This window comes from Chitinophaga caseinilytica (genome assembly GCF_038396765.1).
Taxonomy (GTDB): domain Bacteria; phylum Bacteroidota; class Bacteroidia; order Chitinophagales; family Chitinophagaceae; genus Chitinophaga; species Chitinophaga caseinilytica.
Genome location: NZ_CP150096.1, coordinates 2,853,124 through 2,879,482 on the forward strand (window position 1 = coordinate 2,853,124; position 26,359 = coordinate 2,879,482).

Annotated in this window: 17 protein-coding genes and 1 pseudogene; 8 read left to right on the forward strand and 10 right to left on the reverse strand. The window is 56.2% G+C overall.

Annotation, left to right across the window (positions count from 1 at the left end; translation table 11 throughout):
• Positions 1-115: 115 nt before the first annotated feature.
• Complete coding sequence (locus WJU22_RS11930) at positions 116-5,410, reverse strand: glycoside hydrolase family 44 protein (protein ID WP_341843460.1); 5,295 nt, start codon at positions 5,408-5,410, stop codon at positions 116-118.
• A 328-nt stretch (positions 5,411-5,738) separates the two neighbouring features.
• Here WJU22_RS11930 and WJU22_RS11935 point away from each other — a divergent pair, with 328 nt between their 5' ends.
• Positions 5,739-6,731 carry an ABC transporter ATP-binding protein gene (locus WJU22_RS11935; RefSeq protein ID WP_341843461.1) on the forward strand — a complete coding sequence of 331 codons (993 nt, stop codon included), beginning with the start codon at positions 5,739-5,741 and terminating at the stop codon, positions 6,729-6,731.
• Positions 6,732-6,733: 2 nt separating this feature from the next.
• Here WJU22_RS11935 and WJU22_RS11940 read toward each other — a convergent pair whose 3' ends face one another.
• The 5 genes and pseudogenes from WJU22_RS11940 to WJU22_RS27260 form a co-directional block, all read right to left on the reverse strand.
• Positions 6,734-7,621 (reverse strand): SMP-30/gluconolactonase/LRE family protein, encoded by an 888-nt coding sequence (locus tag WJU22_RS11940; RefSeq protein WP_341843462.1) that lies wholly within the window; start codon positions 7,619-7,621, stop codon positions 6,734-6,736.
• A gap of 46 nt (positions 7,622-7,667) precedes the next feature.
• Positions 7,668-7,967, reverse strand: a complete 300-nt coding sequence (gene trxA, locus WJU22_RS11945) for a thioredoxin (protein ID WP_126247161.1) — start codon at positions 7,965-7,967, stop codon at positions 7,668-7,670.
• 9 nt (positions 7,968-7,976) lie between these two features.
• Entirely contained in the window at positions 7,977-8,492 is a 516-nt protein-coding gene (locus WJU22_RS11950) for a DsbA family protein (protein WP_341843463.1), read from the reverse strand.
• 7 nt (positions 8,493-8,499) lie between these two features.
• Positions 8,500-8,967 carry a redoxin domain-containing protein gene (locus WJU22_RS11955; RefSeq protein ID WP_341843464.1) on the reverse strand — a complete coding sequence of 156 codons (468 nt, stop codon included), beginning with the start codon at positions 8,965-8,967 and terminating at the stop codon, positions 8,500-8,502.
• A gap of 119 nt (positions 8,968-9,086) precedes the next feature.
• A pseudogene (locus tag WJU22_RS27260) lies at positions 9,087-11,050 on the reverse strand (gamma-glutamyltransferase family protein).
• Positions 11,051-11,094: 44 nt separating this feature from the next.
• Here WJU22_RS27260 and WJU22_RS11970 point away from each other — a divergent pair.
• Genes WJU22_RS11970 through WJU22_RS11990 form a run of 5 tightly spaced genes read left to right on the forward strand, consistent with a single transcriptional unit; the run spans position 11,095 to position 18,490 of the window.
• Entirely contained in the window at positions 11,095-11,715 is a 621-nt protein-coding gene (locus WJU22_RS11970) for a hypothetical protein (protein ID WP_341843465.1), read from the forward strand.
• Between the two features lie 20 nt (positions 11,716-11,735).
• Positions 11,736-12,866, forward strand: a complete 1,131-nt coding sequence (locus WJU22_RS11975; protein WP_341843466.1) for an AAA family ATPase — start codon at positions 11,736-11,738, stop codon at positions 12,864-12,866.
• On the forward strand, positions 12,863-13,576 hold the full coding sequence (locus WJU22_RS11980; protein ID WP_341843467.1) for a hypothetical protein: 714 nt from the start codon (positions 12,863-12,865) through the stop codon (positions 13,574-13,576). The genes WJU22_RS11975 and WJU22_RS11980 overlap by 4 nt, the downstream gene beginning before the upstream one ends.
• Positions 13,569-15,875 (forward strand): hypothetical protein, encoded by a 2,307-nt coding sequence (locus WJU22_RS11985; RefSeq protein WP_341843468.1) that lies wholly within the window; start codon positions 13,569-13,571, stop codon positions 15,873-15,875. The genes WJU22_RS11980 and WJU22_RS11985 overlap by 8 nt, the downstream gene beginning before the upstream one ends.
• Positions 15,872-18,490 (forward strand): hypothetical protein, encoded by a 2,619-nt coding sequence (locus tag WJU22_RS11990; RefSeq protein ID WP_341843469.1) that lies wholly within the window; start codon positions 15,872-15,874, stop codon positions 18,488-18,490. The genes WJU22_RS11985 and WJU22_RS11990 overlap by 4 nt, the downstream gene beginning before the upstream one ends.
• Positions 18,491-18,541: 51 nt before the next feature.
• Here the strand turns inward: WJU22_RS11990 and WJU22_RS11995 are convergent, their stop codons facing one another.
• On the reverse strand, positions 18,542-19,420 hold the full coding sequence (locus tag WJU22_RS11995) for an acyl-CoA desaturase (RefSeq protein ID WP_341843470.1): 879 nt from the start codon (positions 19,418-19,420) through the stop codon (positions 18,542-18,544).
• A gap of 504 nt (positions 19,421-19,924) precedes the next feature.
• Here WJU22_RS11995 and WJU22_RS12000 point away from each other — a divergent pair.
• The gene (locus WJU22_RS12000; RefSeq protein WP_341843471.1) at positions 19,925-21,010 is read left to right on the forward strand and encodes a hypothetical protein; all 1,086 of its coding nucleotides are present in this window, start codon (positions 19,925-19,927) and stop codon (positions 21,008-21,010) included.
• Positions 21,011-21,085: 75 nt separating this feature from the next.
• On the opposite strand, the gene WJU22_RS12005 is transcribed toward WJU22_RS12000, so the two are convergent.
• Positions 21,086-21,286 (reverse strand): hypothetical protein, encoded by a 201-nt coding sequence (locus tag WJU22_RS12005; protein WP_341843472.1) that lies wholly within the window; start codon positions 21,284-21,286, stop codon positions 21,086-21,088.
• 525 nt (positions 21,287-21,811) lie between these two features.
• On the opposite strand from WJU22_RS12005, the gene WJU22_RS12010 reads away from it, so the two are divergent.
• Positions 21,812-24,292 carry a TonB-dependent receptor gene (locus WJU22_RS12010; RefSeq protein ID WP_341843473.1) on the forward strand — a complete coding sequence of 827 codons (2,481 nt, stop codon included), beginning with the start codon at positions 21,812-21,814 and terminating at the stop codon, positions 24,290-24,292.
• Positions 24,293-24,366: 74 nt separating this feature from the next.
• Here WJU22_RS12010 and WJU22_RS12015 read toward each other — a convergent pair whose 3' ends face one another.
• Together WJU22_RS12015 and WJU22_RS12020 are read right to left on the reverse strand one after the other, a co-directional pair.
• Positions 24,367-25,413, reverse strand: a complete 1,047-nt coding sequence (locus tag WJU22_RS12015) for an agmatine deiminase family protein (RefSeq protein ID WP_341843474.1) — start codon at positions 25,411-25,413, stop codon at positions 24,367-24,369.
• Positions 25,410-26,288, reverse strand: a complete 879-nt coding sequence (locus tag WJU22_RS12020; protein WP_341843475.1) for a carbon-nitrogen hydrolase — start codon at positions 26,286-26,288, stop codon at positions 25,410-25,412. The genes WJU22_RS12015 and WJU22_RS12020 overlap by 4 nt, the downstream gene beginning before the upstream one ends.
• Positions 26,289-26,359: the final 71 nt, after the last annotated feature.

Genomic DNA, 26,359 nt, shown 5'->3' on the forward strand with positions numbered 1-26,359 from the left:
CCGGCAACGGCGGTTTTTTTTATGCCAAAACCTTTCCGTAACTGCGATCCCGCTCGTTCATCCCCACAAAAAAAGGCCGGTACAAAGACCGGCCTTTTACTTTTTACAAACCCATTTATTTGGCGATGATAACAGGTCTTGTTTGCTTGTGCTTCCCGGATTTCACCTGCACGAAATACATGCCGGAACGCAGTTTCGTTGCGGGAACATAAATATTCCCCTGCGATTCGGTGAGCACTTGCCGGTGCAACACACGGCCGAAAAGGTCCGTCACGGTCAATTCCATTTCACTGGATTCGGGGATGACGAATTTGACGCGGAAACCCTCCTGCGCAGGGTTCGGATAAATCCACAACGATTCCCGGCTCGCAGCCACCAGGATGGTAAACTGTGCGGAACAACCGGTGGTTCTGTCTGTGACGTTCACGGTATATAAACCGGGCGCCCGTTGCTCGAGGTCTTCGGTGGTGGATTTGTCGGACCATAAGTACTGGTAGTTCCCGCTGCCGCCGTTCACGCTGATGTTGATATTACCGTCTTCATCCGCCGTGCCGATGATCACCAGCTGGTTGAGCGTACCGCCTACCGTTACGGTTTGCGTGTTCGAGAATCCGCCGGTACCGGTTACCCGGATGGAATAATTGCCTGGTGCGAGGTTGCGGAACTCCCGGTTGGCGGGGCCTGCGGGGTTTTCCCGGTTGTCGATGAAATACCGGAAATCGGAGGGCGTACCGGCACTGAGGTTCACGCCGATCACACCGTTCGCGCCGCAGCGGGCGTTGGTAACAGTAAAGGTAACGGTGGGATGGGCGGGCCGCGTCACCCGGAAATCTTTCCTGGTCACGCATCCAACCGATACATCGGTCACTTCCATCCAGTAATCGCCGGTGGCGAGGTTGCTCACGTCCTGCGTGGTGGCGCCGGTAGACCAGCGATAGGTATAATTGCCGCTGCCACCCGTCACGGTCACATCGATCGCGCCGGTAGTATGATCGGTCTGCGACGTCACGTCCATGTCGTTCAGCCATCCATCGATCACCACCAGTTCATGCTTCTCGAAACCATTCGTACCCGTGATGCTGACTTCATAAACATCCGCCTGCAAATTGCGGAATACCGGCTCGTTGGCGCCGGCCGGGTTGGCTTGTCCGTTGATGAAATACTGGTATGGCGCCGCGCTGGCCCCGGTGGTGTTGACAGTAATGGTACCGCCGGTGTTGCAGGAGGCGTCGGTAGGCGTGAAAGTCACGTCGGGGCCGGTACGCGTTACGGTAAGCGTCATGGCCGTCACGCATTGCGTTGTGCGGTCGGTCACTTCGATTTGATATTGTCCGGACGCCAGGCCAAACTGGTCGGCCACCGTAGACCCATGCGCCCAATTGATGCGATAACTTCCGCTGCCGCCGGTAATGGTAATGTCGATATTGCCGTAGCGGTGATCGATGGTATGCGCGATCAGCAGGTCGTTGAGCGTTCCGCCCATCGTCACGGCCTGGGAATAATCGAACCCATTCGAATTCGTGACGCGGATGGTATATACACCGGGCTCCAGTTGACCGAAAATGTTGCTGTTGATACCGTTCGGATTGGCTTTCCCGTTGATATAATACTGGTACACGCCGCTGCCGTTGCTTACCGTAGCGGTAATGATGCCGTTGGGATAGCATTGCGCGTTTTTCACGGTGAACAGTACGGCCTGCTGGCGCGTCACTTTCGCCGTTCCGCGATACGTACATCCGCTGACGTTATCCCTCACATTCACCACATAATCGCCGGAAGGCACGTCTGTCAAATCTTCCGTAGTAGCGTTGTTCGACCAGGCGAAGGTATAATTCCCGCTTCCGCCGGTGATGGTCAGATTGATATTCCCGGCCTGGTCATCTACCTGGATATTACCCTGAAGGCCTTGTCCACCGCCGATTACGACCGTTTCCACGTACACGAAATTATTCGGCCCGGTGATCCGCAGGTCGAACTGCCCCGGTTGGAGGTTTTCGAAAACAGGACTGGCTTGCGCCGCGCCGCCGATGGAATACTGATAGTTATTGGATGCGGGTACCACTTTCTTTACTTCGATACGGCCATTGTTCCCGCATGCGGAGGGCTGCGTTACAATCTCCACATCCGCTACCGGGCTGCCGCTCAGGTAAATATCGTCTACCTGGAAATCCACGCCGCTGTTAGGCATTTGTTCCGACAAAAATCCAATGAGCGCAACTTTCGACGGATCGATCTCGGAACCGTTCACCATATCGGCGAGCGGGATGCGGACCTGCTGATAATTGGCCGACAATTGTGTAAGATACTTGTCGCGCAGCAGGAATGCGGCATTCGATCCGCCACCGAACCGGTCTTTCAGGAAAATCTGCAGATCGAAATTGCCGAGGCCGGCGGTATTGGGGAAGCGGATGCTGAAGTTGAGGTATCTTTTCTGGCGAAGGTCGATCATCCGGGCGTCTACGTCCTGCGCCAGGTCCCAGAACACATAGGCGAAGGGTTCCGGGTTTGGTTCGATATGCGCCGACATGTTGATCGGGCCTTTGTTCCCGCCGGTGGGCAGCACCACGAGCTGCGATGCGTTATTGCTGGTGCTGTGGACGATGCCGGGATTTTTGGTGTCACCATCCCAGATCACGTCAGATGATGCGCGGCTCCACACGAGGTAATCCGCCGGTATCTGCGCCGTGTTCCCTTTCTGGTCGGTTGCCGTGATGTGGAAGGAACGGGGGCCGGGAGGCGTGGTGGCCGGCACGGTGAAGCTCGCCACATATCTTCCGTTCACCAGCTGGAGCGCCTGGTTGTTGGCGCCTCCGACCGGCGAAAGATCGACGGTGACGGTAGCCAGGTCGTTGTTCGGATCGCTGGCCAGCACGCTGAGCTGGACAGGGGTGATGCCGTCCGCGAAACCCGCTGCAGGGTTGATCCGCACATCGCTGAGGACCGGCTGAACGGTGGGGTTGTCGTACGGCACGGCGCGCACATCGTCTATCCATACATCAAAGCCATCCTGCGCGGAATTGACGAGGAAATTGAACTGCCACAGCCGGGTGAGGTCGAACCCGGAGCCGGTGAACAGGTCGGAGAAGGGGATTTTTACTTTCGTGAATTGGGTGGGGTGGAAGGAAGAAATGTAGCCGTTGGCCTTCAGTTTCACGCTGTTGGAAACGTTCATGTTGGCGCTGGCGTCTCTCACGCTGAATTCTATGTCTGCATATTCCGGAGCGTTGGAACGGATGTAAAATTCGAGATACCCGAATTCGCTTACATCCCGCGCACCGCCCGCATTGGGATCGATGCGCCAGGTCATGAGCCCCCAGTAATTGGGATCATGTTTGAACCGCATGTACAAACTGCCCGGGTCGGTGTTGCCGCCGGTGGCCCGTCTTTCGATGATTTGCGTCCCGGCCGTTTGATCGCTGCCGTCGTTGAACCGTTCGCCTTCACCGCCGCGGATCGCATCTCCGTTCCAGATGTCGGTGGATGGCAGTTCGCGGATCACGCGGTAGGTGACGTTCCCGGAAACGCTGTGCCCCGCTGCGTCTGCGGCGGAAACGGTCAGCATTTTCATGCCGGAGGCGGTATTGGCGGGCACGGTATATTGGATGGAATACTGATCGCCGTTGCGCACGAGCGGCGTGGTGGCGCTGCCTCCCAGGGAGCTCAGGTCGATCGTCGGCGGGCGCATATCGTTATCGGAGTCCGTGATGGTGGCGGATACGGTAAACCGGGCATTCCCGTCAGAATAACCGATGGCCGGCGCAATGGTGAGGTTCGTGATGTAGGGGTATACCGTAAGATCGGTTTCCGATAGCACCAGGTGATACACCGTCATGGGCGGCATTTTCAGCTGGAAGGAATTGTTCACCACGGTACGGATGTCTTCCATCCTGCGCACCACCGGACTATTCCTGTCTACCACGTACACCGATGCGCTCTTGTACTGGCGCGCTCCCGAAAAAGCCACCGTCGCTACCACCGTATCGGTCATGCTGCGGTTGATGGCGATGGTATGGAGGAACTCGTCGCTGGAGGCGTTCACGGATGCGTACACCGCGCTCACCGCGCGGTTGTCTGTCTGCGCTTTGATGGACGTGTTGCCGAATTTCCCGCCGTTGCCGTCGTAGTTGCAATACAGATCGAACCCGCTTTTGATATACCCGATCACCGCGCCCCAATAAGAAGCGAAATAGATCTGTTCCGTCCCGAAAGCGCCCAGCGCGTCGGCCTGCGCAACGGTGCCGGAAACGTGGCTCGTTCCCCCGTAACTGTATTCCGTGATCCCGAGCTTCGTGCCGGGATAAAAGTCGGCGATCATTTGCTTCAGCTTGGGCAGCACGGGGAAAATCTGTCCGTTGGAAGCGTCGTTCACCCAGGAATTTTCCCGGTAGGTATCGTCCCACAGGCCGCGCGACATGGAAATGCGGCCCAGTACGGAATTGTCGTCGTTATCGTCGTCGAACGGGCTCATATTGCCGAAATCGCGGTTTTGCTGCGGGTACCAGTGCAGGTCGAGCACATCGAGCAGGCGTTTCCCCGCGGCCTGGCCGCGGGCGCGCATGTTGGCGAGGTAGTAATGCACGAACAGCTCGTAATTGCCCCGCACCTGGTCCCAATCGGGCGCGAACTGGAGGTTTTGATAAGCCGTATAACCCCATAGTGATGGGCCGAACACTTCGGCCGTGGGGTCCATTTCCTTGATCAGTTCCGCCGTTTCGTACGATTTGTTCATGAGGTAGTTGACAGACACGCCGGTGGTGCCGAACAGCCGGGGATGGGTGCTGGTCCAAAGGCAGGGCTCATTGTCCAGCGAATAACCTTTGATGCCGGTGGCGGTATTGCTGCGGCCGTAGGAGTCGAGGAGGAAATGCAGTTCCTCGTCTACATACACCGCATTATCATTCACATCGGGCGTGAGCGACAGGTTTCCGCCGGGTTTGCGGGCAACCACCGGCACCCATCGGTTAGAGGGTGCGGTTTCGTTTTCGCTGACCGTCCCGTTTTTGTCTTTCGCCACGTAACCCGCCATGGGCAAGGTGGCCAGGGAATAGGCGCCTTGCTGGAGCGATTGGTTGTGAAATGCCTTGAGCGCCGAACCTGGCACGTTGTACTGGTTCTCGGGCGTGTTCCATTGCGCCGGCACCCAGTCGTCGCTATGATGCACCCAATCGACACCGGCGTTACTGGCGTTGTTTTCCCAGTTGTAGTTGGTGATGCGGTTGCCGCCCATCCGCTTGGCGGGCGCGTAGGGATAATGGTCGTTGGTGCCGTACACCAGCGGACTGATGGCTTTCCTGTTGGGAGCGGATGCATCGATGGTGAAGCGGACGTTCCGTGTGGCCTGGGCTGATGATCGTACGCTGGAAAGCAGCACCATGGCGGCACACGCCATAATTGAGTAGAATGGTTTCATGAGAGATGGTTGAGGTCAATAAATCGTTCCGCGGAACGGCATGGATCTCGTTAGGTATAATAAAAAAGTCGAATGCAAATTACGGGGATTGAAGGGGGCAACTAAGGGGCTTCCGCCGGGGTGTCGATATTCATATCTGAAACATACGCGGATAGCCCCGAAGCGAAGGATGTTCCGGTTGAACTGATCCGTTATTCGTAACATACTGATCCTCCATTCGTTAGTGCTCTTGCCAAAAGCCGGCCGGCCCAATTCGCGGAAATGTTTTTTCTTTATGTTCCGGAAATGGAACGCGCTTTGCAGTAACCGGCCGGCAATTTTAGGGAATATGACGTTTTTACAAGTTTCAGATATCGCGAGGAAAGACAAGCTGGGATTCGAATTGCAGCCTTTGACTTTCAATGTGGAGCGTGGACAGAAAGTAGCCGTGATGGGCGCTTCCGGATCGGGAAAAAGCACATTGCTGCGGATGATCGCGGGATGGGTACAGCCGGATGGCGGCACCATCCTGTTCGAAGGAGAGAAGGTGCTGGGGCCGGATTGGAAATTGATTCCCGGCCACCCCGGCATCGCATACCTTTCGCAACATTACGAGCTGCGCAATAATTACAGGGTGGAAGAACTGCTCGCGTATGCGAACCAGCTGACCGACGAAGAGGCCACCCGGTTGTTCGACATCTGCCGGATCAGCCATCTCCTCAAACGGAAGACCGACCAGCTTTCCGGCGGGGAAAAGCAGCGTATTTCCCTCGCGCGGCTGCTCGTCACCAAACCTAAGCTCCTGCTGCTGGACGAGCCCTATTCCAACCTCGACCTCATTCATACCCACATCCTCAAATCCGTGATCCGCGAACTGGGCGAGGCTTTCGGCATCACGAGCCTCCTCGTTTCCCACGATCCGGACGATGTATTGCCCTGGGCAGACCATCTCATCATTCTCCGCGACGGGCAATTCGTGCAACAGGGCAGTCCTGCGGAAGTATATAGCAAGCCCGCAGACGCATATGCAGCGGGGCTCCTGGGCGATTTTCAACTCTTTCCGCCCGAAAAGGCGAAAGTATTTGCCCTCATGCCGGGGATCGTCGTGAACGGGCGGCGCAGCCTGGTGGTGCGGCCGGAGCAATTCCGTTTCGCGAAAGACGGCAGCGAGGCCATCAAAGGTGTGGTGAAGGAGGTGATGTTCGGCGGCAGCTATCATGATGTGGTGGTGGAAGTGCCGGGAAACCTGCTCACCGTGCGCACTACCGCGCCGAAATACCAGAAGGGCGATGCCGTTTTCGTGGCATTGCCGTCGAAGGGGATTTGGTTCCTGCCTTCGTAAATTTATTCCGCTCCCTTAACTTTCATGTCAACGGTATAAACCGCAGTGGATGCGGTGAGGAAAAGGATGTTCCTTTTCCTGCCGCCGAAGCAGGCGTTGGCGGTCCATTTTTCAGGGACGTCGATATGCCCGATCTGCTGGCCTTGGGGGTTGTAGATGAATACACCGTTGCCGCAGAGGTAGAGGTTCCCGCGCTCGTCGAGCGTGATGCCGTCGCCGCCTTTATTGGTGAAAAGTATGCGGTTGGCGAGTTTCCCATCCCCCGAAATTTCATATCTGTAAATTTTATCCCCGCCGATATCGGCAACATAGAGGTACTTCCCGTCTGGCGTGCCCACGATGCCGTTGGGTTTCACGATATCGTCTGCCACGATAACGGGTGCGCTGGCGCCTTTGGGCAGCCGGTACACGCGCATGGCTTCGATCTCGGGCTTTTGGCGGGTCCAGTAGTTGCGTTGATAGTAGGGGTCGGTGAAATAGATATCGCCGTTTGGATGGATCCAGAGATCGTTGGGGCCGTTCAGTTTCTTCCCTTCGAAATTATCCATCAGTACGGTATGTGTGCCTTTCGGGGAAAACGACCAAAGCTCGTTGTCTGCGTCTGCGCAGGCGAGGATATTCCCTTTTTTATCGACGTACAACCCGTTGGCGCGGCCGCTTTTGTCGGAAAAGAGGCTGAGCCTGCCTTTGGTGTCGTATTTCCAGATGGTGTTGTTCGGCTGGTCGGTGAAGTAGATATTGCCTTTCCGGTCGGGCGCGGGGCCTTCCGTGAATTTGAACTGTTTGGATATCAGCACGGGCTTGGCGCCGTCTGCCACAAGCAGGTGCAGTGAATCGGACTGGGCATTGGCAGACAAGGCTGCCAGTAAGAAAAAGGCGGCTAGTTTCATGTGGAATTCGTATTTCCATCAAGATACGAAAAACCGGAAACCTTTCCTATGCAGACGCTGCCTGCAACTGGCGGAGTAGGCTCCCTTTGTCTATCATCCCCGCATGCCGCCACACTACTTCCCCTTTCCGGAAAATGATGAAAGTGGGCACGGCGCTCACGTTGAAATGGCTGGCGGCCTGCTGGTTCTTGTCGATATTCACTTTTACGACCCGCGCCTTGCCTTCCACCGCCTGCGCCACTTCCTTGATGACGGGCGTCATGGCGTGGCAGGGCTGGCACCAGTCGGCGTAGAAATCTACCAGTACGGGCTGTTCGGATTGGATGAGATCATTGAATGCGCTCATAACCTGCGTTTAAAAAGTGAGGGAAGCCATGAGCGATTCTTCGTCATAGCTGCCGTTGTATTTGTGTCCGTTGATGAAAAACGAAGGCGTACCGTTAACGCCGCTTCTTACGCCGCTTTCGAAATCCGCGTCCACTTTATCTTCCAATGCGGTATCCTGGATGTCGTTCCGGAATTGTTCGAGGTCGAGGCCGATGTGTTGCGCGATGGCGAAGAGGGCTTCGACGGATAACATTGCCTGGTTTTGGAAGATGCCGTGATGCATTTCCCAGAACTTCCCCTGCCGGCCTGCGGCTTCCGCGGCGATGGCTGCGGGTTTGGCCATGGCGTGGGATTCGGAAAGGGGGAAGTGACGGAAGATGAACCGCAAACCGGGCCCCATTTTTTTAACGATGTCTTCCACTGCGGGAAAAGCCTTTCCGCAATGCGGACATTGAAAATCGCCGTACTCCACGAGCGTAACGGGCGCTCCTTCCTTTCCCCGTGCATGATCTTGCGGGCCGGGCGGCGGTGTGAGTTTTGCCATAGACAGTTTATATTTTTTTAGCCTGAATTTTTTCCAGTGCATCGAGAATCCCGTCTGCACCTGGATTAACAGCAGGGGGCGATAAAAAGTTCCAGCGGATGATGCCGTTGCCGTCGATCACGTACAATGCGCGATGGCATTGGCCTTCCTTATCGTCGTACGCCTCATACGCTTTGGCGACGGCTCCCTTCGGCTCAAAATCCGCCAGCAGCGGGAAGTGCAGGTTGCGCGCCTGGGTGTAGGCCTGGTGGCACCACTTGCTGTCTACCGAAACCCCTACGATCGCCGCGTTCTGCTTGCGGAACAACTGGAGCATTTCGTTGTAGAGCGACATCTGGTCGCCGCAAACCGGGCTCCAGTCTGCCGGGTAGAAAGCTACGATGAGGTTCTTACCCTGGAAGTCTTGCAGCGTATACTGCTGGTCGGGTGTTGAATACAAATTAAAATCCGGTGCCGGGGTGCCGATCGATAACATACCGCATGATTTTTTGTGACAGGAAATCGGGTTTTTCAAATCCCAGCAAAGGTACGCCCAAAAAGCATACCGGTGTTTCCCGGATGGTGGGGCGCGATGTACATTCTCTCCGCCGGAAACTACCATCCGATACCGTAATCCTCGCCGTGATTGCTGCTGCCGCCCCATATGGAACGATGCAGCGTATCGAAGAAAATAGCGTTGATGGGCCCGCTCGTGCGCGCCGCGAAACTGAGCGTATAGCCCATGTTTTCGAGCGCACGGCGCGTACTATCTGGCGTGGCGCTGGCAACGAGGATGCTCCCGGCCCTGGGAACCCTGTCTTTCACCGCCGTTCCACCCAGCGACAGCCACAACTGGTTGCTATTGACGTTCGCCGCTTCCGTGGCCTGCTGCACCGTCATCCCGAATTCCACCACATTGAGGAAGAATTGCAACAGGTTCTGGTCTTGCGTATCGCCGCCCTGCACGGCGAAGGAAAGGAACGGTTTCCCGTCTTTCAAAGCCATGGAAGGCGTCAGCGTAACGCGCGGCCTTTTACCGGGAGCGATCACGTTGAATGGGTTCATGACCGAATCGAGGACGAAGCTTTGCGCGCGCTGGCTCATGCCTACGCCCGTGCGCCCGGCGATGCAGGCGGGCAGCCATCCGCCGCTGGGCGTGATGCTGACCACCCAGCCTTCCGCATCGGCGGCTTCCACGCTGGTGGTGCCGCGCCAGAGGCGGTCGTGGTACACGCTGTCCGATGGCTGGTAAGCGATGGCGTCGTGCTTCGGGACAAAATTCCCCGGCGGTTTTTGCTGCGTAGTGTCAGACAATGCGGGCCGGCGGTCGAGGAATCGTTTCCAGGGATTGTGTTCGTTCTGGAAAGGGTAGGGGTCTCCGGGCATGACGCTCGTTGCGTTCTGCCGCGGATCGATGGTGCCGGCGCGCTGGCGGGCGTAGGCTTTGCTGAGGAGCCCGCGGATGGGGGCTTCAGCGTTCCGTACGGATCGCCATAGTAGAAATCGCGGTCGGCGAAACTGAGGTTCATGGCCTGGTAGACGGTGTGGATGTATTGCGGGGAATTGTATCCCATCGCCTGGAGATCGAAGTTTTCGAGGATGTTGAGGGCTTGCAGCATCATGGGGCCCTGCGTCCATTCGCGGAGTTTGTAGACGTCAATGCCTTTGTAATTGACGTGGACGGGCTCTTCTTCGATCACTTTCCAGTTGGCGAGGTCCTGCATCGTGATGAGGCCTCCCTGTTCGCGGGCGCCCCGAACGAATTCCTGCGCAATATCTCCCTTGTAGAACCTGTTATATGCGGCCATGATGGCTTCTTTCCGGGATTTTCCGGCACGCAGCGCGGCGGTTTCCGCGTCCACCATTTTCTGAAGGGTGGCCAGGAGGTCGGCCTGCACGAAGATCTCGCCCGCTTCCGGCGCTTCGCGGGGTTGGCCGGGATGGGTGAGGAAAACCTTTTCGCTGTAGGGCCATTGCTTGATCCACGATTTTCCGCGTTCGATGCTGTTGGCCGTTTGCGCTTCCATGGGGTATCCTGCGGCCATTTCCATGGCGGGGCGCAGCACTTCCTGAAGGCTTTTGGTGCCGTATTCGGACAACATATGGCAGATGCCGCCGGGTGTTCCCGGGGTTACGGCGGAAAGGGGGCCGTATTCCGGCGGGAAGGCGTAACCCTTCCCCTTGTAAAACGCTGCCGTAGCGCCGGTGGGCGCCACACCAAGGGCGTTGACGGCGATTACTTTCCCGGTTTTGGGATGATAAATGAGCGCCTGCGTTTCTCCGCCCCAGCTCAACACGTCCCACATGGTGCAGGTGGCGGCCAGCATGGCGCAGGCAGCATCTACGGCATTGCCGCCCTGTTGGAAAAGCGCGGCGCCGGCGGTGGCGGCGAGGGGTTTGCCCGTAATGGCCATCCAGTGGCGGCCGTGGAGCGGTGGCTTTTGGGTTTGCTGCGCCTTGCCGGTGGCGGCCAGCAGCAAAAGCAGGATCAGGAAACGTTGCATATAGGCTAATTTAATCAAAGGGAAGGGAATATTCAGGATAAGTTGCGGGGGGATTTCATGAACGGGGTTCGTCATTTTACGCGTAATTGCTATCTTTTCTGTATTAATTTTGCCGACCCATGATGTTGACCGGCTTTATACAATCCCTTGCCTCCGATGGCGCCGTTACCGTTGCCGGTGAAATTACCCGTTTCGACCAGCCCGATTACGAAAGCGCCACCCGTCTGCTGGAAAACATGTACCAGTCAGACGCCGCCCACCAGTCCGGCGAAGTACCGGCATTCCATGCGCCGGCGGCACGCTGGGCAACGGAATTCCTCTATCGCGCCATACAATGCAATTTCCTCCGCCACCTGAAATCGGACGAAGTGCTGGACCTGTTGCCCGATTATGATGGGGACATGACGCCGGAAGCCATTTACAGCGCCGACCTCGTGCTGCGCCAATTGCCCGGCCTCTTCCGCTTCACGCGCCACCTCGCGCCAGACGATGTGATGGTGCCCCGGCTAGGCGCCATCGCCGCCGCATGGCCGCTTTCTTCCGTGGGCGTTCCGGTGCCGGGTGTGCCGGATGCCGCCATGGTGATGGAGCATCCTGCGCTGCGCATGTTGTACATCGACCGCATCATCGAAAACAGGGATATCGCCCGGTGTGGGGACCCCTTCGTCCGGAGCGCCGTCCAGGCCGCGATCGGCGGGCACGAAGACGCTTACTGGCCCGGTTTTTCCCTTCAATCCTGATCATTCAACCCAATTCCTCCATGGATAAAATCGCATCCCTCAATGCTGTATTACAGCACCTCAAACAAAAATTCGTCGGAAAAGACGATGTGATCGATCTGATGGGCATTTGCCTCGCGGGACGCGAAAACCTGTTTCTGCTTGGCCCTCCCGGAACGGCGAAAAGCGCCATCGTCCGTGAATTGTCGCGCCTGCTGCACGGCCCCTCGTTCGAATATCTCCTGACAAGATTTACGGAGCCCAACGAACTGTTCGGCCCGTTCGATATCCGCCGCCTCCGCGAAGGCGAGCTCGTCACCAACACCGCCGGCATGCTGCCCGAAGCTTCGCTCATTTTCCTCGACGAGCTCCTCAATGCCAACAGCGCCATCCTCAATAGTCTGCTCATGGTGCTCAACGAAAGGGTGTTCCGCCGCGGCCGCGAAAACCGTGCCCTGCCGGCCCTCATGATCGTTGGTGCCAGCAATCACCTGCCCGAAGATGCGGCGTTGCAGGCGTTGTTCGACCGTTTCCTCCTGCGCGTGCATTGCGATTACGTGGAAGGATCGCGATTGAACGAAGTGCTCCAGGCCGGTTGGGAGCTGGAAAGCGGAGCCACCGGCGAAGCGCCCGTCATCACGGCGGAAGACGTGCTCCACATCCAGCAGATGCTGCCCCAAGTTGACCTTTCGCCCGTGCGCGATGCCTATATCAACCTCATCGTGAAAATGCGCAACGCCGGCATTCCGCTAAGCGACCGCCGCGCGGTGAAACTCCAGCGCCTGGTGGCCGCCAGTGCATTGCTCTGCCACCGCAAAGCGGCTCAGGTGTCTGACCTCTGGGTGCTGCGCTACGCCTGGGATACGGACGAGCAGCGCGAAATACTGGCGGGCATCGTAGACCAGCTGATCGGAAAGGAAAAGCTGGGAGCGGAAGCGCATCCCCGCGCCCTGTCGGCCGGCGTTCCCGATGCAGAGGCGCTGCACGCGGAAGTAATGCGGATGGACGACTTGTGGGCCAACCCGGAAACCACCGGCGCCGAGCGCGCCGTGATCCGCGACCGGTTGCGCCTGCTCAACGGCAGATGCGAATGGATCCGTAACCCCGAGCAGCAGGCGTTCGTTCGCCAGCCGATCGAGGCCCTGTGGCAGAAAATCCTGCAAACGGTATGACCGGCATCGTGATCGCGGTCCGGCCCTCCGATGCCGGCGGCCTTTCCTCATTCCGGAATTTCCCCGGCCTGGAAGCGGCGGAAGGCGAAGGCCTGCTGTGGTTCCGGGCGCCCATGGATTTCCCCTGGCGGAATGTGCCCTGCGAAGGTGCGTGGCGGGTAGACGCGGAACAACGGCTTATCCCGTTCGGGAAAACCGTGCCCGAAAAGCGCCTCCCGGAATTGACGTGGCGCCCCGTGGCGGAAGTGCTGCCGGTAAAACTGCCGGTGTCTGGGATGCCGGCGGGAAAAGTACGCGCGGTAGTGGTGCGGCCGGAGAAGACGGACGATGGCCCGGAACCCTCGTTCCTGCGGCTCCCATGGCAGGTCTGGAGGGATTATGCGCTGGGCGCGCCGAAAGTGCGCCTGCAAAATTGGATGTTCGTGCGCACGGCGGAAAATGAAGCCCTCGTGCTGGGAGCGCCCGTTCCTCCCTTGCCTGGCCATGCCTATGTACTGCAGGAAGATGCGCTCCTCGTTCCCGAAGGTTGGCTGTTCCGGTCGGCATTCGAATTGGAACTGCTGCTGGAGGGATTAAAGTCCACCCAATCCGAACCTTCCATTTACCTTTTCGGGCAAGACGGTATGTGCGAACGCATCCCGGCAGCGATTTTTGTGCCGGCTACACGCCAGGCCGTGAGAGCGGCCGATCAAACCGCAACGCATGAATAAAGCATTTTATCAGACTACGGCATATTTCCAGACATCGTCCGACTATTTCTGGCGATGGGCGGAGCAATACACCGTCATCGAAACGTGTTTCGGCAATACCATCGTGTACAGGGAAGAGCTGGCCACATTCGTGGAAAACCTGCAGGATGAATTGCCACCGCTCGATGCCCTTTTGCTCGTTTTAATGGCATGCAAGGCGCAACATTCGGATGCGGACCGAAAGCTGAAGGATAAAATAGCGGAATTGCTGGATGATAAGCTGGAGGAAGAGGTGCCCCACCTGGCCGAACGGCTCCTGGGAAACATCCGGCAACTGCCGCAGGAATGGAGGACGGGCAAAGGCAGGATGAAACTGCTGGAGCTGCTTTCGGAGGATAATTCCTGCACGGTATACGTAGAAAACGTGGCGCCGATGCTCGATTTTCTACGGAAAGGAGGCATTCCGGCGGAAGTCAGCGATAACGGCGGCATGTGGCATCAGTTGCACGACAGCATTACGTTCCTGGCAGAAGCTTCGCGCGCATATCCGGACATGGAATCGCTGCTCCGTAAACTGGGATCGCCCGGTACCGCAATCCCTAAGCCCCTCCCCACCACATTTCCCGACGTGCTGGCAGAGCTCGAAGCCGATGAACAGCTGGCCGGCATCGCCAAACTGGCGAAGCTTCTCAAAGCTGTCATGCGCTTTCCTGCATTACCGGAAAACGGCGCCGACGATCAGTTCGGCGGCGTGTCAGACATCGGGAACCGCGGAGACCTGCACCGGCTGCTGACTTCAGAGCTCGCGCAAGACGACGATCTCCTGCTGGCGCGCCTCGCCAACAACGAAGCACTGTTTTTGAGAAAAGAAAACGTGCCGTCGCCGCCGAAATCGAATAAGCGGGTGGCGATAGACGTTACCCTGCGGATGTGGGGCACTAACCGACAGTTCGCAGTGGCCGCCGCACTCGCCTGGCTGCAGCATGAAGCAGATGCGGATGCATGGATGCTGTCGGGAAAGGAAGCAATCGACGCAGATCTTCAAACCGGTACCGGGGTTTTAGCAGCCATGCAGCACCTGGCCGGGGAAATGCATTGCGGGGATGCGCTCGCTTCCGCCGACAAACAACTCCGCGATGTGGAATGCCTGTACATTTCCAGCGAAGAAAATTTCCTGTCACACGATTTCCAGTTCGCTTATGCCGGCATGCAACATCCGCCGGCGTTACTGGCGCTGATCGGCAAAAACGGCAGGATCAACGTGTACAGTAATTTTCGCAGACATCGCAAACTACTGTCGACCGCCACGTACGACCTGCAGGATATCCTCTCGTTCAAAGAAACAGCTCCCCAGGGAAATTTATCCCTGCCTAAAATCTTCCAAAACAAGGAATGGCCGCTGCTGTTCCCCTGGCTCAACCGGGGTGGAGAAGGCGACAAGGATTACCTGACGAGCGACGGCCACGTGATCCGCGTCATGCGCGACCAGCGACTGGTTTGCGGAACGCAGCGAACACCGGCCAGAGAACTGCATGCCAATTTCCCGGAAGGAGAATGCGTCCCGGCCTACGATTCCCAGAGCAAACGGTTTGCCATGCTGGTGCTTTCGGCGAGGAACGAAGTGATGCACTTTGTGTTCGGTTTGGAAGACTTTACGCTCATCGATTATCATAAATTGAAAAGGGAAGATAATGTAAGCGTGGATTCCTGGAACGGGCGGTATTACTTCACCGCTAAGGAAAAAACCTTTTCCATCAACGCATTCAATACTACAGAGCGCAAAATGGCCGGAATGCCCGCGAAGTATGGCAACGAACTGAAACGCGATGTATTCGTTCACCGGAAATACGTCCGTACAAAGTACCAGGTATACGTGAAACCATCACAAATTTGTTGCATGAATACGGGTGCGTTGATGGTCGACAATACGCAGTTGGTCCGCGTATATGAACATATGAAACTGAAGTCGCGGAATGTTTTGCAGGAACGGGGCTGGATAGCAAACGGCGCCATACGGAATGAAGAGAAAATCTATCCCGGCGGCAACCGGAAAGTATATCTCCGGCAGTTCAGATGGCGGAATGGAAGCCTTGCCTGGAGCGATTCCCGCGGGTTCCTGCATTTCCGGAGCATCGATGGATCCATCCCCGAGATTACGATCGTTGCCGCTGCAAGTTGCCTGATCGCAGCGTGGACGTCCGACAACTGCGTTTGCGGGAATGATGCGTTCATCGGGAAACGCAGCACAGCCACGAAGATTTCCGTCGAAAAATTCTGGACGGAATATTGGGAACCCTTTATCAAATCAGTCAATTCATGATGGAACTGTCACTCAAATACGAAGCGGTGGGCGCTGAACCTTCGGCGGTGTTCCTCCGGGGCCATGATCCCCGCTGGTGGCTGGAGCACTTCCGCGTCTGGGGGCTTCGTCCTGCGGATATGACGCTCCTGGCGCTGGCAGGTACATCGGGGCAGGAAGTATCCGGCCTGTTCGTCGTTTTCGCCGCCGGCTGCACGCCCGACCCCCTGCTGTTGCCCGAACCGTTCATCCGCACCGGCAAGCGCCTGTTCATCCCCCAACATACGGTGCTCCTGCCTGCGATGACCGATGCGGAGCTGGAAGCGCTTTGCATTTGGGATTACCAGCTCCTGCATCCCTCGCTGGGATTTTACGGACTGGACAAGGCAGACGTGCTGCCGCCGGAAAGCCTCGTGATCCTGCCCCAACCCGTCGACGAAAACCGGGATTTCAATATTGCCCAGGTGGCCCCGCTGCCGCGCATTGCGCGTGTGAGGATGGAGATGCCAGAAGAAGATACGCTCACGCGGGAAGCGAAAGCCATTGGCAGCAAAGAGCTCCCGCCGCCCGAAGGGGCGCCCAAAAGCTGGTTCGGTAGAAAACTCCTGCAGGTGCAGCTCATCGCCGCCTCGGCCGCACGATCGATCGTTGGTTTGTTTGCCGGGAACGGCCAAAACGGGCTGTTGGGGAAATTGGCGGCATGGCTGGACAAAAAGCTGAGCCATCTCCGGAAACTGCAGGAAGACGAAGCCGACCGCCTGCTGCGCATGTTCCGGGAAAACCCCGAACTGGCGCTGGAATACGCTATGCCGCTGGACCCGAACGCCCGTCCGGATGGCGATTCCGCAGCCAGCGGCAGGCTCGTGCGCCGGGACGCGCGTTATCATTCGTGGCTGCTGAACCGTGGCGGACGCGGAGGGGGCGTCCAGATGCTGGATGGAGATACGTACCAAAACCTGCAGGAACAATACCGGAAATCGGCCAAAACGGCGGAAGAGAACGGTGACTGGAGCCGTGCGGCATACATTCACGCCCATTTGCTGAAAGATTACCATGCAGCTGCGAAGGCGCTTCGAAGCGGGAAATTCTTCCGCGACGCGGCGGTCATGTATCATGACAAGCTGGAAAATCTGCACAATGCGGCAGCATGTTACCAGGAAGGCGGCATGTACCCCGAAGCCATCGCGCTGTACCTGAAACTGGAGCTCTACGAAGAAGCCGGCGACTTGCATGTGCTGAACGGAGACGATGCGGAAGCGAAAGATTGTTATGAAAGAAAGGTTGCCGGCCATCTCAAATACGATAAATATCTCGAAGCGGCCCAACTCATCGAAGAGAAAATGCACGACCGCGAGCGGGCGCAGCGCTGCCTGCTCAACGGGTGGTACGGTAAATCTTCGGCAGCGCGTTGCCTGGTGGAATACATCAGGAAGGCCGACGGGCCCGTCCATGAAAACATTCGCCGGTTGTACGAAGAGGTGGTCGTACCGACGGAGCATCGCCGGTTCCTGGATGTGTTGAGCGAGTTGAAAAGCGCATCTCCTGAAGCCGGGGAAACGGCGCGCGACCTGGCGTACCAAATCGTCGGGGCTTCGGTGGGCCGTGGTGAAAAGGACTTGCTGCCGATGTTGGGAAGCTTTGTGCCGGAGGACCCTTTCCTCCGGAAAGACGCCCTGAACTTCCAGCTGCAAATGCCTGCATTGCCGGAAAGAGAGAAGCGGAATATCGACAAGCTGAAGCTCCGCACCGACATCCATTGGCTGGAGGCCGTTGGCTGGCGGCAGCAGATTATCGTGATCGGCTCTTCCGGCGGAAAGCTCGTGCTGGCCCGCTGCAATTGGGAAGGGGAGGTGTTGTACCAGAATACGGAGCTCCCGCTTGATTATAATAGTATGAGGCAGCTGCTCGTTGTTTCCGCCAACGATCTGGATAACCGCATCCTGGTTTGTGACCCTTACGGGGCATTCGCATCCCAGGAATTCAGCCATGAACCGGCATTCGGGGATGGGTTTACGATCCTGAGGAACATCCCGGAAGAATATGGGGCGTACATCCGTATCGGTCATGCGGAACGGACGATCATACGTTTGGCGAATGATATTGCAGGTAAGCATACAATTTCCCCGGTGTTGTTGCCACCGGGCGCCAATTCTTTCAGTGAATTGATTCATGAAGGAGAAATTTCGGTTGGATTGGCTCGGATTTTCAGTTGGAAGCATAAATATTTTACCGCCGATAGCGACCGCTTGTTGATTATGACCGATCTTGAAGAACCGGAAAAAATTGAAACCCGCTGCAATTGCCTTTGCCAGTCCGGAAAATGGCTGGCCTGGCTGGATGAAAACAGGGTGGTGCATATCATGGACGCGGAAGAGATCGCCATTCAGCGCCCTGATACGGAAGGCGGCAGGGATTTTCATACGTTGGAATTCATAACACCGGGATTCTTGGTGGCCGCCGGCAGGGATGTGATGGTGGGGTTCGAATTGACGGATGGGGCGTGGATAATGGCTGGCGAGGGAGAAATGAACGGAAGATGTCTAAAACTATTTCCCAGCGGAAGTTTTGGCCGGTTCGCCGGTATGTTCATCGACGGAACGATCCGGTTTTTCGATATTCCGGGTGAAACGGATTAAAAAAGAAAAGCCCCTCCGGCCGGAGGGGCTTAATTATTTTGCAAGGCGTTCCTATACCGAAACCTTATTGTTTTCCCTCACCTTTTCCGGTACCCCGTGGATATCCCACACGAGGCCGAACCAGCCGAGCATCTTGATGATGTAAAACGTGATGTCGATCTCCCACCAATAGAAGCCCTGGCGCGTAGCGCGCTGGTAGTAGTGGTGGTTGTTGTGCCAGCCTTCGCCGAGGGTCACCAGTGCGAGGATGAGGCTGTTTTTGGATTCGTCGCCGGTTTTGTAACGGGGCTTGCCCCATTTGTGCATAAGCGAGTTGATGGTGAAAGTGCCGTGGAACAACAGGATCGTGCTGAGGAAGAACCCGATGAAAAGCGTGGAAAGCCCGGCCGACCAGTCGAACCAACCCGCGCCATTCACTTTGTTGCCGATGAAATACACGACAACAGCGAGGATCAGCGGCGGAACGAAGTGGTACTTATTGAGCCAGAACAGTTCTTTATGCTTCATATCCTTGATGAGATCGTAGCGGGTTTCCTTGTGTTCCTTGTCCATGATCCAGCCGATATGGGCATGCCAGAAGCCGTAGATCTTGGCGGAGTGGGGGTCTTCCGGGGTATCGGAATGTTTGTGATGGACGCGGTGATTGGCAGCCCACCATAACACCCCTTTCTGGAAGCTGCTCTGCGCGCCGCAAGCCAGCAGGAATTGGAAGAAACGGGAAGTTTTATACGATCGGTGCGAGAAGTATCGGTGATATCCGCCGGTCACGAAGAACATGCGCACGAAATACAGCACTGCGCACAAAATCCAGTCGAAAGCAGTCACATGCGTGAAGAAGGCGAGAAAGGGCACGAGGTGCATCCCAATGAAGTCCATCTCGTGCAGCCAGTTGGTCCCCGCTTTCTTATTCGGAGTAATGGTGGTATTCATCCGCCAAAAGTACGGGGTGATTTATTAATCTGCAATGATTTCAGTCAACGGATATAGGTGGATTTAACATTGTCTTAACGATTTCGGGCGATCTATGATGGAATTTTTACAAATCGAATTGATTTCCGTCAACGGGATTTTCAGTTTCCGTTTTGACGGTATGTAAAATGCTGCAGGCGACATTCAGTAGAAATACGGTACTGCCAAAAATACGTAGCATCGCCGATTGCCCCTCATTCGTGACGGAGGTACCTTTGCGTTGGAATATCATCATCAGCTAATAACCATCTTACCCCACATGAAACGGATCATCGCCCCCGTGCTGGCCATGCTATTGCTATTTGCCTGCACTTCACACAAAAATAATGATAACGTAACCCCTGAACCGCAACCGCCCAAAGGCGCCGTTCGCCCCGCTGGCACTTCACTCGGCACACCCGTCACCAAAGCCATCGGCGCACAGGGGGAGACATTTCCTCGGGAGACGGGAAGCTCAAGATTACCGTGCCGGCCGGCGCCATCGCCGCCAACACACAATTCTCCGTGGAGCCCATTTCCAACACCCTGCCCGGGAGCCCCGGCATCGCCTACAGGCTCCGGCCCGAAGGCGTCAAATTCGCCAAGCCCCTCACCCTGCAGTTCACCTACAACGATGCCGATCTCGACAGCACGAACGAAGAAGCACTGTTCATGGCTTACCAGTCCAACGACGGCATCTGGCGAATGATCCCCAAAACCCAGCTCGATATCACGCAGAAAAAGCTGACCGTCCAAACAGATCACTTCTCCGACTGGGCACCCTACGCCATGTTCTGGCTAACGGCCCTCAAAGATGCCGTGAAGCCAAAGGAAACGACGTCGCTGGTCATCCATACAACGGAAAATTTCCTGCTGGCCGACCTTACGAAAAACGAGGTGGAGATCGCAAAAGAAAAGGTGCTGGAAAGTGCGGAAAACGTGAAGAACTGGAAATTGACCGGCGCCGGAAAGCTGGTGCCCGACGCGAAGCCGTTCCTGGCCAACTATACCGCGCCCGAAAAAGTGCCCAACCCCAACCCGGTGACCGTGAGCGTAGAGGTCCACAATTTCATCCCGCCCGGTAAAATCCCTGGAAGGGGCGCCACCGGCAAAGCAATCCTGTTCAAGAAAATACGCATCTATGACGACACTTATTTCTACGGCACCAACGGGGGAGTTGAGTATAATACCCTGCAGCACTGGTTTTTCGAAGAAGATGGGGAGGAAGTGATGCTGATCGGCGGTTTTACGGGAACCATTGCCCATATAGGATTGTACCTCCCGAAAGCTTCCGGCCCCGGCACCTACCGGATGAATATGCAGGGAATGGTATATATAGAAGATTTTTCTCAGGCCGGGAAATTGCTCTACAATACGGTGTATACACATTGCATCAGCGGAGACGATATCAATGCCGCCGGATCTATCGAGATCGAGAAAGTGGAAACGGTAAACGGCGTAAAATACATCACCGGTAATTTCAGTGTGGGGATGTTTAAATTCACCAGTTGCAGCCCACCGGTGAAGCAGGTTACAGGGCAATTCCGGGTGCGCGACAGAAGAAGTTACTAAGCATATCGGTTGAAGCGCAAAAGGGCCGTCATTTCGAAATGACGGCCCTTTTGGTATATGATAGTGTAGAGAGAATTATGCAAGTTGCTCCCTTACCTTACGGTCTGCCTTATGGCTGGCCTCCGCGGCTTTCCTGCTGACGCGGTCGTATGCATTGCGGGCAGCTTTCTTCATATCGTCGATGGCGGCGTCTGCGCGCTGGCGGTTTTTCATGTACCAGAAAATGCCGGCGGCGGCGGTGCCCAAAACGGAAGCTGCGATGATGATCTTGTTCATGACTCTTGTTTTTGGTTCATGCAAATACAAACAATGGGCGTGCCAGAAATTCCCAAAGAATTTTAAAAATCAGGCGCGGACACATTTTCACATGGGTTGAAAAAAGACGATCGCCCGGGGAAAATCGCCATTGACTGATGGCGTTTCGGATGAGAAGAAAAAAGGTGTAACGACAAGAAACGCATGGGCAAATTTTGACATGAGTTGCAGACATTGCGTTTTCCATCCACCGGATTTCCAACAAATCGGGAAAGCCGGTTCTCCCGGACAGGCGATTTTCCGCTTTCGCGTTCGTACACTACAAAATGTGAAATGTGTTGATAATCAATATGATGTATATTTTCGGATCGGGAAAGGATGTATTGGGCAAAAACGACTTTTTAGGGTTAAGTATTTGTAATTCAGTGAGTTGTTTGAAAAAAGAACAACGTACAAACTTTTTCCCGATCGCGTAAATGGATTTCCCGATCCGACCGCCTTTACCGGTCAAAACAGCTGTTCTTTGCAGAAATTTAGAGTGAGCAAATGAAGCAAGTTTACCTCCTGATGCTCGCCGGCGCCCTTGGGGCCCACACGGCGGCAGCACGATCAACCTACTATATAACTGCAGCAGTTTCCGATACTGCAGCCACCTTATCTGAAGAAGAAAACCCCGCCAAAGGTTCCCTCAAAGGACATGTATCCACCGCCGACGGCAAGCCCGCCGGCTTCGTAACCGTTGTAGTGCGCGAACTCAACCGCGGCACCACCACCGGCGAAGACGGGTCCTTCTCCCTCCGCAACCTCAAGCCCGGATCTTACACCCTCTTCATATCGTCTGTCGGCCTTAAGCCTGTTGAAAAACAGATCACCATCACCGGTGAACAAGGCACGGAAATCAATATTTCGCTGGAAGAAACGGCTCACCAGCTTTCCGAAGTGGTGATTTCCGACAAGCGCACCCAGAACGATCGCCCCGTTAACCTGAGCAAACTGCCCATCCCCGTGATGGACCTTCCCCAGGCGGTAGCCGTGATCGGCCAGGCCACCATCCGCGAACAGCAGGCCCAGCGCCTCAGCGACGTGGTGAAAAACGTGAACGGCGTTTACCTCGCTTCCACGCGCGCCGGTACCCAGGAAACCTTCTCCGCCCGCGGTTACGGTTTCGGGAGCTATAATATGTTCAAAAACGGTGCACGCGTCAACTCCGGCACTTTCCCGGAAATGAGCTCCCTCGAGCGCGTTGAAGTGCTCAAAGGCAGCGCCGCCATCCTCTACGGACAGGTGGCCCCCGGCGCCGTGATGAACCTCGTCACCAAACAGCCCAAATTCGAAGGCGGCGGGGAAGTGAGCATGCGCGTAGGCAGCTACGACCTCTACAAACCCTCTTTCGATATCTACGGCCCCATCAGCGGCAAAGTAGCCTACCGCGTAAACGGTACCTACGAATCCGCCGGCAGCTACCGCGACCACGTCAGCAGCAAACGCTACTACGTGAACCCTTCGCTGCTCTTCAAAGTATCTCCCCGCACCGAAATCATCGTGCAGGGCGATTACCTGAAACACGATTACACGCCCGACTTCGGCATCGGCACCAACAACGGTAAATCCATCGTAGACGTTCCGCGGAACACTTTCTTCGGCACCTCCTGGCAGTATTCCAAAGTTCAGCAGGCCACTGCGGGCGTTACCGTAAGGCATCAGCTGAACAGCAACTGGAGCATCAACGGCAACGTGGCTTTCCAGCAATACAAAAGGGATTATTACTCCATCGAAAGACTGCAGTTCTCGAAAGATTCGCTGGACCGGCCGCTCGGCAAAGCACTTAACGACGAAAGATACGTTAGCGCTACGATCGACCTCACCGGTAAATTCAGGACCGGGTCCGTTGAACATACCGTACTTGCAGGTGTAGACGCTGATAAATATACCACCGACAATACCACTGCCTGGGATTTCGAAGGCGGATACGGCACCAGCAAAAACCTGTACGACAAGATCAGCTTCCGCGACCTCGGTCAAAAGCCCGGCCGCCAGGATATGCCGATGGCTACCGCCAGGGAGATCAACAGGCTGCCCGTTTCCCGTTTCGGTGGTTATGTGCAAGACCTGGTAAGCATTTCCGAAAAACTGAAAGTGCTCGCCGGCATCCGCTGGAGCTATATCGGCAACGAGGCGCAAAGGAAAACCGTGTACAAAACCGGCGCGGAAACTTTCACCAAAGGCCAATACGACAACGCTTTCTCACCCCGTTTCGGTGTGGTATATAAACCTATCCCCACCACGGCCCTGTTCGTAAGCTACAGCAATTCCTTCACCACCAACTCCGGGTACGACCTGAACAAAGAAGCCCTCAAGCCTTCGCTCATCGATCAGTACGAAGCGGGCGTGAAGAACGATTTCTTTGCCGGCAAACTGTCTGCCAACCTTACCGTTTACAAGATCAGGAACAGCAACCTCGCGCAGGTGGCTACTTATACCCGCGATGGACAAATCAACGGAGACGCGAACATGAAGGAGCTCATCGGCGGTACTACCAGCAACGGCGTTGAGATCGACCTGGCGGGGCATCCCGTTGCAGGGCTCGATATCGTGGCCGGTTACAGCTATAACGATATCTTCGTGTCCAAAGCCATTACTCCCGCTGAAGGCAAAACCAACGGCAACCTCCTGAAAGGCGACCGCCTCGTGAACAACCCGCACCACACCGCTAACGCCAGCGTTTTCTACACCCTGCAGAACGGCGGCGCGAAAGGCCTGAAATTCGGCGTGATGGCGTTCTACACCGGCGATCGCAATGTGGGCTGGAACAATACCACCGCGCAGCCCGACCGTATGTTCAATGTCAAAGGCTACACCACGCTCGATCTGAACATCGGCTACGGCTGGAAGCAATTCTCCGTAATGGCGAAGCTGTCCAACATCACCAACGAATACAACTTCCTGGTGCATGAAAACTACAGCATCAACCCGATCCCGCCGCGGCAGTTCACCGCTACCGTAGCGTACCGCTTCAAATACAAATAAGCTAGTTCGGATAAAGGAAAAGGGCTGTATCGGATGATGATACAGCCCTTTTCTATTTGGAAAAATAAAGCGCGTTAAATCGCGGGTTCCTGCTGGCTCAGGCAATGGAAACTGCCGAGGCCCCAGATGATGTCTGTAGAATCTACCCCCACCACTTCGCGGTCGCGGAAGCAGTCGGCGATGATGCGCAGGGCCTGCTCGTCTTTGTTGCACTGGAAAGTGGGAACGATGACGTATTTGTTGGCGATGTAGAAGTTGGCGTAGGAGGCCGGCAGGCGCTGGTCTTCCCAGATTACCGCATCGGGCATGGGCAGCTCCACGATGTTGAGGGGCTTGCCGTTCAGCAGGCGCATGGCTTTGAGCTGGCGCAGGTTCTGCTGGAGGATGTCGTAGTTCTCGTCGTTTTTGTCGGATTCGATGACGGTCAGCACGGTGTCTTCGTTCACGAACCGGATGGTATCGTCGATATGCCCGTCGGTATCGTCGCCCACGATGCCTTCTTCCACCCAAAGCACCTGGTTGGCGCCGTAGAAATCGTGCAGGTACTTTTCGACCTGTTCGCGGTTGAGGTGCGGGTTACGGTTTTCGTTGAGCAGGCAGCAGGTGCTGGTGAGGATGGTCCCTTTCCCGTTAAATTCCACCGATCCGCCTTCCATGATGATGCCCGGCTCGAAGAGCGGCAGGTCGAAATGGCGGGCGATGCGGGTGGGGATCACATCGTCGAGGTCGAAGGGAGGGTATTTCCCGCCCCAGGCGTTATAGTTCCAGTCTACCACCGCCTTTTTCTTTTCGGCGTTGGGGTTGATGAGGAATGCGGGGCCATGGTCGCGGCACCAGGCGTCGTTGGTGGGGTGGATGAAGAATTCCACGTTCCCGACGTTCACGCCGGCGTTCTGGAGGTGCCTGGTGGCGAAGGTTTTCATGGCTTCGTCTGCCACGTTGATGCGCACCAGTTCACTGTCTGCCAGGTATTTGATAAAACGGCTGTAGTGGGGAAAGATGGCATCGATCTTTCCGGGCCAGCTGGCTTCCTTGTGGGGCCAGCTCAGCCAGGTGGCGGTATGCGGATGGAACTCAGCCGGGAAGTAGTAACCCAGTTCCCGGGGCGTAGGTTGTATCATTGTTCGTCGTCTATGTAGCGTTTGGTGATCGGTTGGTAGGAGTCGATGCGGCGGTCGCGCAGGAAAGGCCAATGCGTGCGGTAGCGGTCTGTTTTGGAAAGGTCGAGCTCCAATACCACGTTTTCTTCATCGGTGTGCGAGCTTTGGTGGAGCACGGTGCCGAAGGGGTTGGCAACGAAGGAGCCGCCCCAGAATTTCATAAGCCCGTCTTGCTCGAAACCAGTCCTGTTCACGCTCACCACGTGAATGCCGTTGGCGACGGCATGGCTGCGCTGGATGGTTTGCCAGGCGTTGTATTGTTCGGTATTGGTGGCTTCGTCCTGGTTCGTGGCCCAGCCGATGGCGGTGGGGTAGAAGAGGATCTGTGCGCCCATGAGCGCCGTGATGCGCGCGGCTTCGGGGTACCATTGGTCCCAGCAGATGAGCACGCCGATGGTGGCGAATTTGGTTTTGAAGACTTTATATCCGAGATCGCCGGGGGTGAAGTAAAACTTCTCGTAATACGCCGGATCGTCGGGGATGTGCATTTTGCGATATTTGCCGAGATAGGAGCCATCGGCGTCCAGCACGGCGGTGGTGTTGTGGTAGAGGCCTTCCGTCCGTTTTTCGAACAGGGAAGCGATGATCACCACCCCCAGCTCTTTGGCCACCGCACCGAGGGATTCGGTAGAAGGGCCGGGGATGGGCTCGGCCAGTTTAAAATTCTCGTAATCTTCCACATCGCAGAAATACAGCGAAGTGAACAGTTCCTGGAGGCAGATGATCTGCGCCCCACTGGCCGCGGTTTCCCGGACCTTTTCGATGGCTTTGGCAAGATTGTCCGCCTTGTTGGCGGAACAGCTCATCTGAACGTAGCCGACTTTTACTTTAGACATGGGCGCAAAGTTATAAAAAAGACAGGTTCGTCCCATAATCCCAACTTTTCATCCCATTTACGAAAAGGGAC

Excerpts from the sequence above, each read along its gene's own strand:
- WJU22_RS11970 (WP_341843465.1), top strand. The coding sequence starts at position 11,095 with ATGATGTTGACCGGCTTTATACAATCCCTTGCCTCCGATGGCGCCGTT.
- WJU22_RS11950 (WP_341843463.1), bottom strand. The coding sequence starts at position 8,492 with ATGGCAAAACTCACACCGCCGCCCGGCCCGCAAGATCATGCACGGGGA.
- WJU22_RS11975 (WP_341843466.1), top strand. The coding sequence starts at position 11,736 with ATGGATAAAATCGCATCCCTCAATGCTGTATTACAGCACCTCAAACAA.
- WJU22_RS11995 (WP_341843470.1), bottom strand. The coding sequence starts at position 19,420 with ATGAATACCACCATTACTCCGAATAAGAAAGCGGGGACCAACTGGCTG.
- trxA (WP_126247161.1), bottom strand. The coding sequence starts at position 7,967 with ATGAGCGCATTCAATGATCTCATCCAATCCGAACAGCCCGTACTGGTA.
- WJU22_RS12020 (WP_341843475.1), bottom strand. The coding sequence starts at position 26,288 with ATGTCTAAAGTAAAAGTCGGCTACGTTCAGATGAGCTGTTCCGCCAAC.
- WJU22_RS12015 (WP_341843474.1), bottom strand. The coding sequence starts at position 25,413 with ATGATACAACCTACGCCCCGGGAACTGGGTTACTACTTCCCGGCTGAG.
- WJU22_RS11980 (WP_341843467.1), top strand. The coding sequence starts at position 12,863 with ATGACCGGCATCGTGATCGCGGTCCGGCCCTCCGATGCCGGCGGCCTT.
- WJU22_RS11990 (WP_341843469.1), top strand. The coding sequence starts at position 15,872 with ATGATGGAACTGTCACTCAAATACGAAGCGGTGGGCGCTGAACCTTCG.
- WJU22_RS12005 (WP_341843472.1), bottom strand. The coding sequence starts at position 21,286 with ATGAACAAGATCATCATCGCAGCTTCCGTTTTGGGCACCGCCGCCGCC.
- WJU22_RS11940 (WP_341843462.1), bottom strand. The coding sequence starts at position 7,621 with ATGAAACTAGCCGCCTTTTTCTTACTGGCAGCCTTGTCTGCCAATGCC.
- WJU22_RS12010 (WP_341843473.1), top strand. The coding sequence starts at position 21,812 with ATGAAGCAAGTTTACCTCCTGATGCTCGCCGGCGCCCTTGGGGCCCAC.
- WJU22_RS11930 (WP_341843460.1), bottom strand. The coding sequence starts at position 5,410 with ATGAAACCATTCTACTCAATTATGGCGTGTGCCGCCATGGTGCTGCTT.
- WJU22_RS11935 (WP_341843461.1), top strand. The coding sequence starts at position 5,739 with ATGACGTTTTTACAAGTTTCAGATATCGCGAGGAAAGACAAGCTGGGA.
- WJU22_RS11955 (WP_341843464.1), bottom strand. The coding sequence starts at position 8,967 with ATGTTATCGATCGGCACCCCGGCACCGGATTTTAATTTGTATTCAACA.
- WJU22_RS11985 (WP_341843468.1), top strand. The coding sequence starts at position 13,569 with ATGAATAAAGCATTTTATCAGACTACGGCATATTTCCAGACATCGTCC.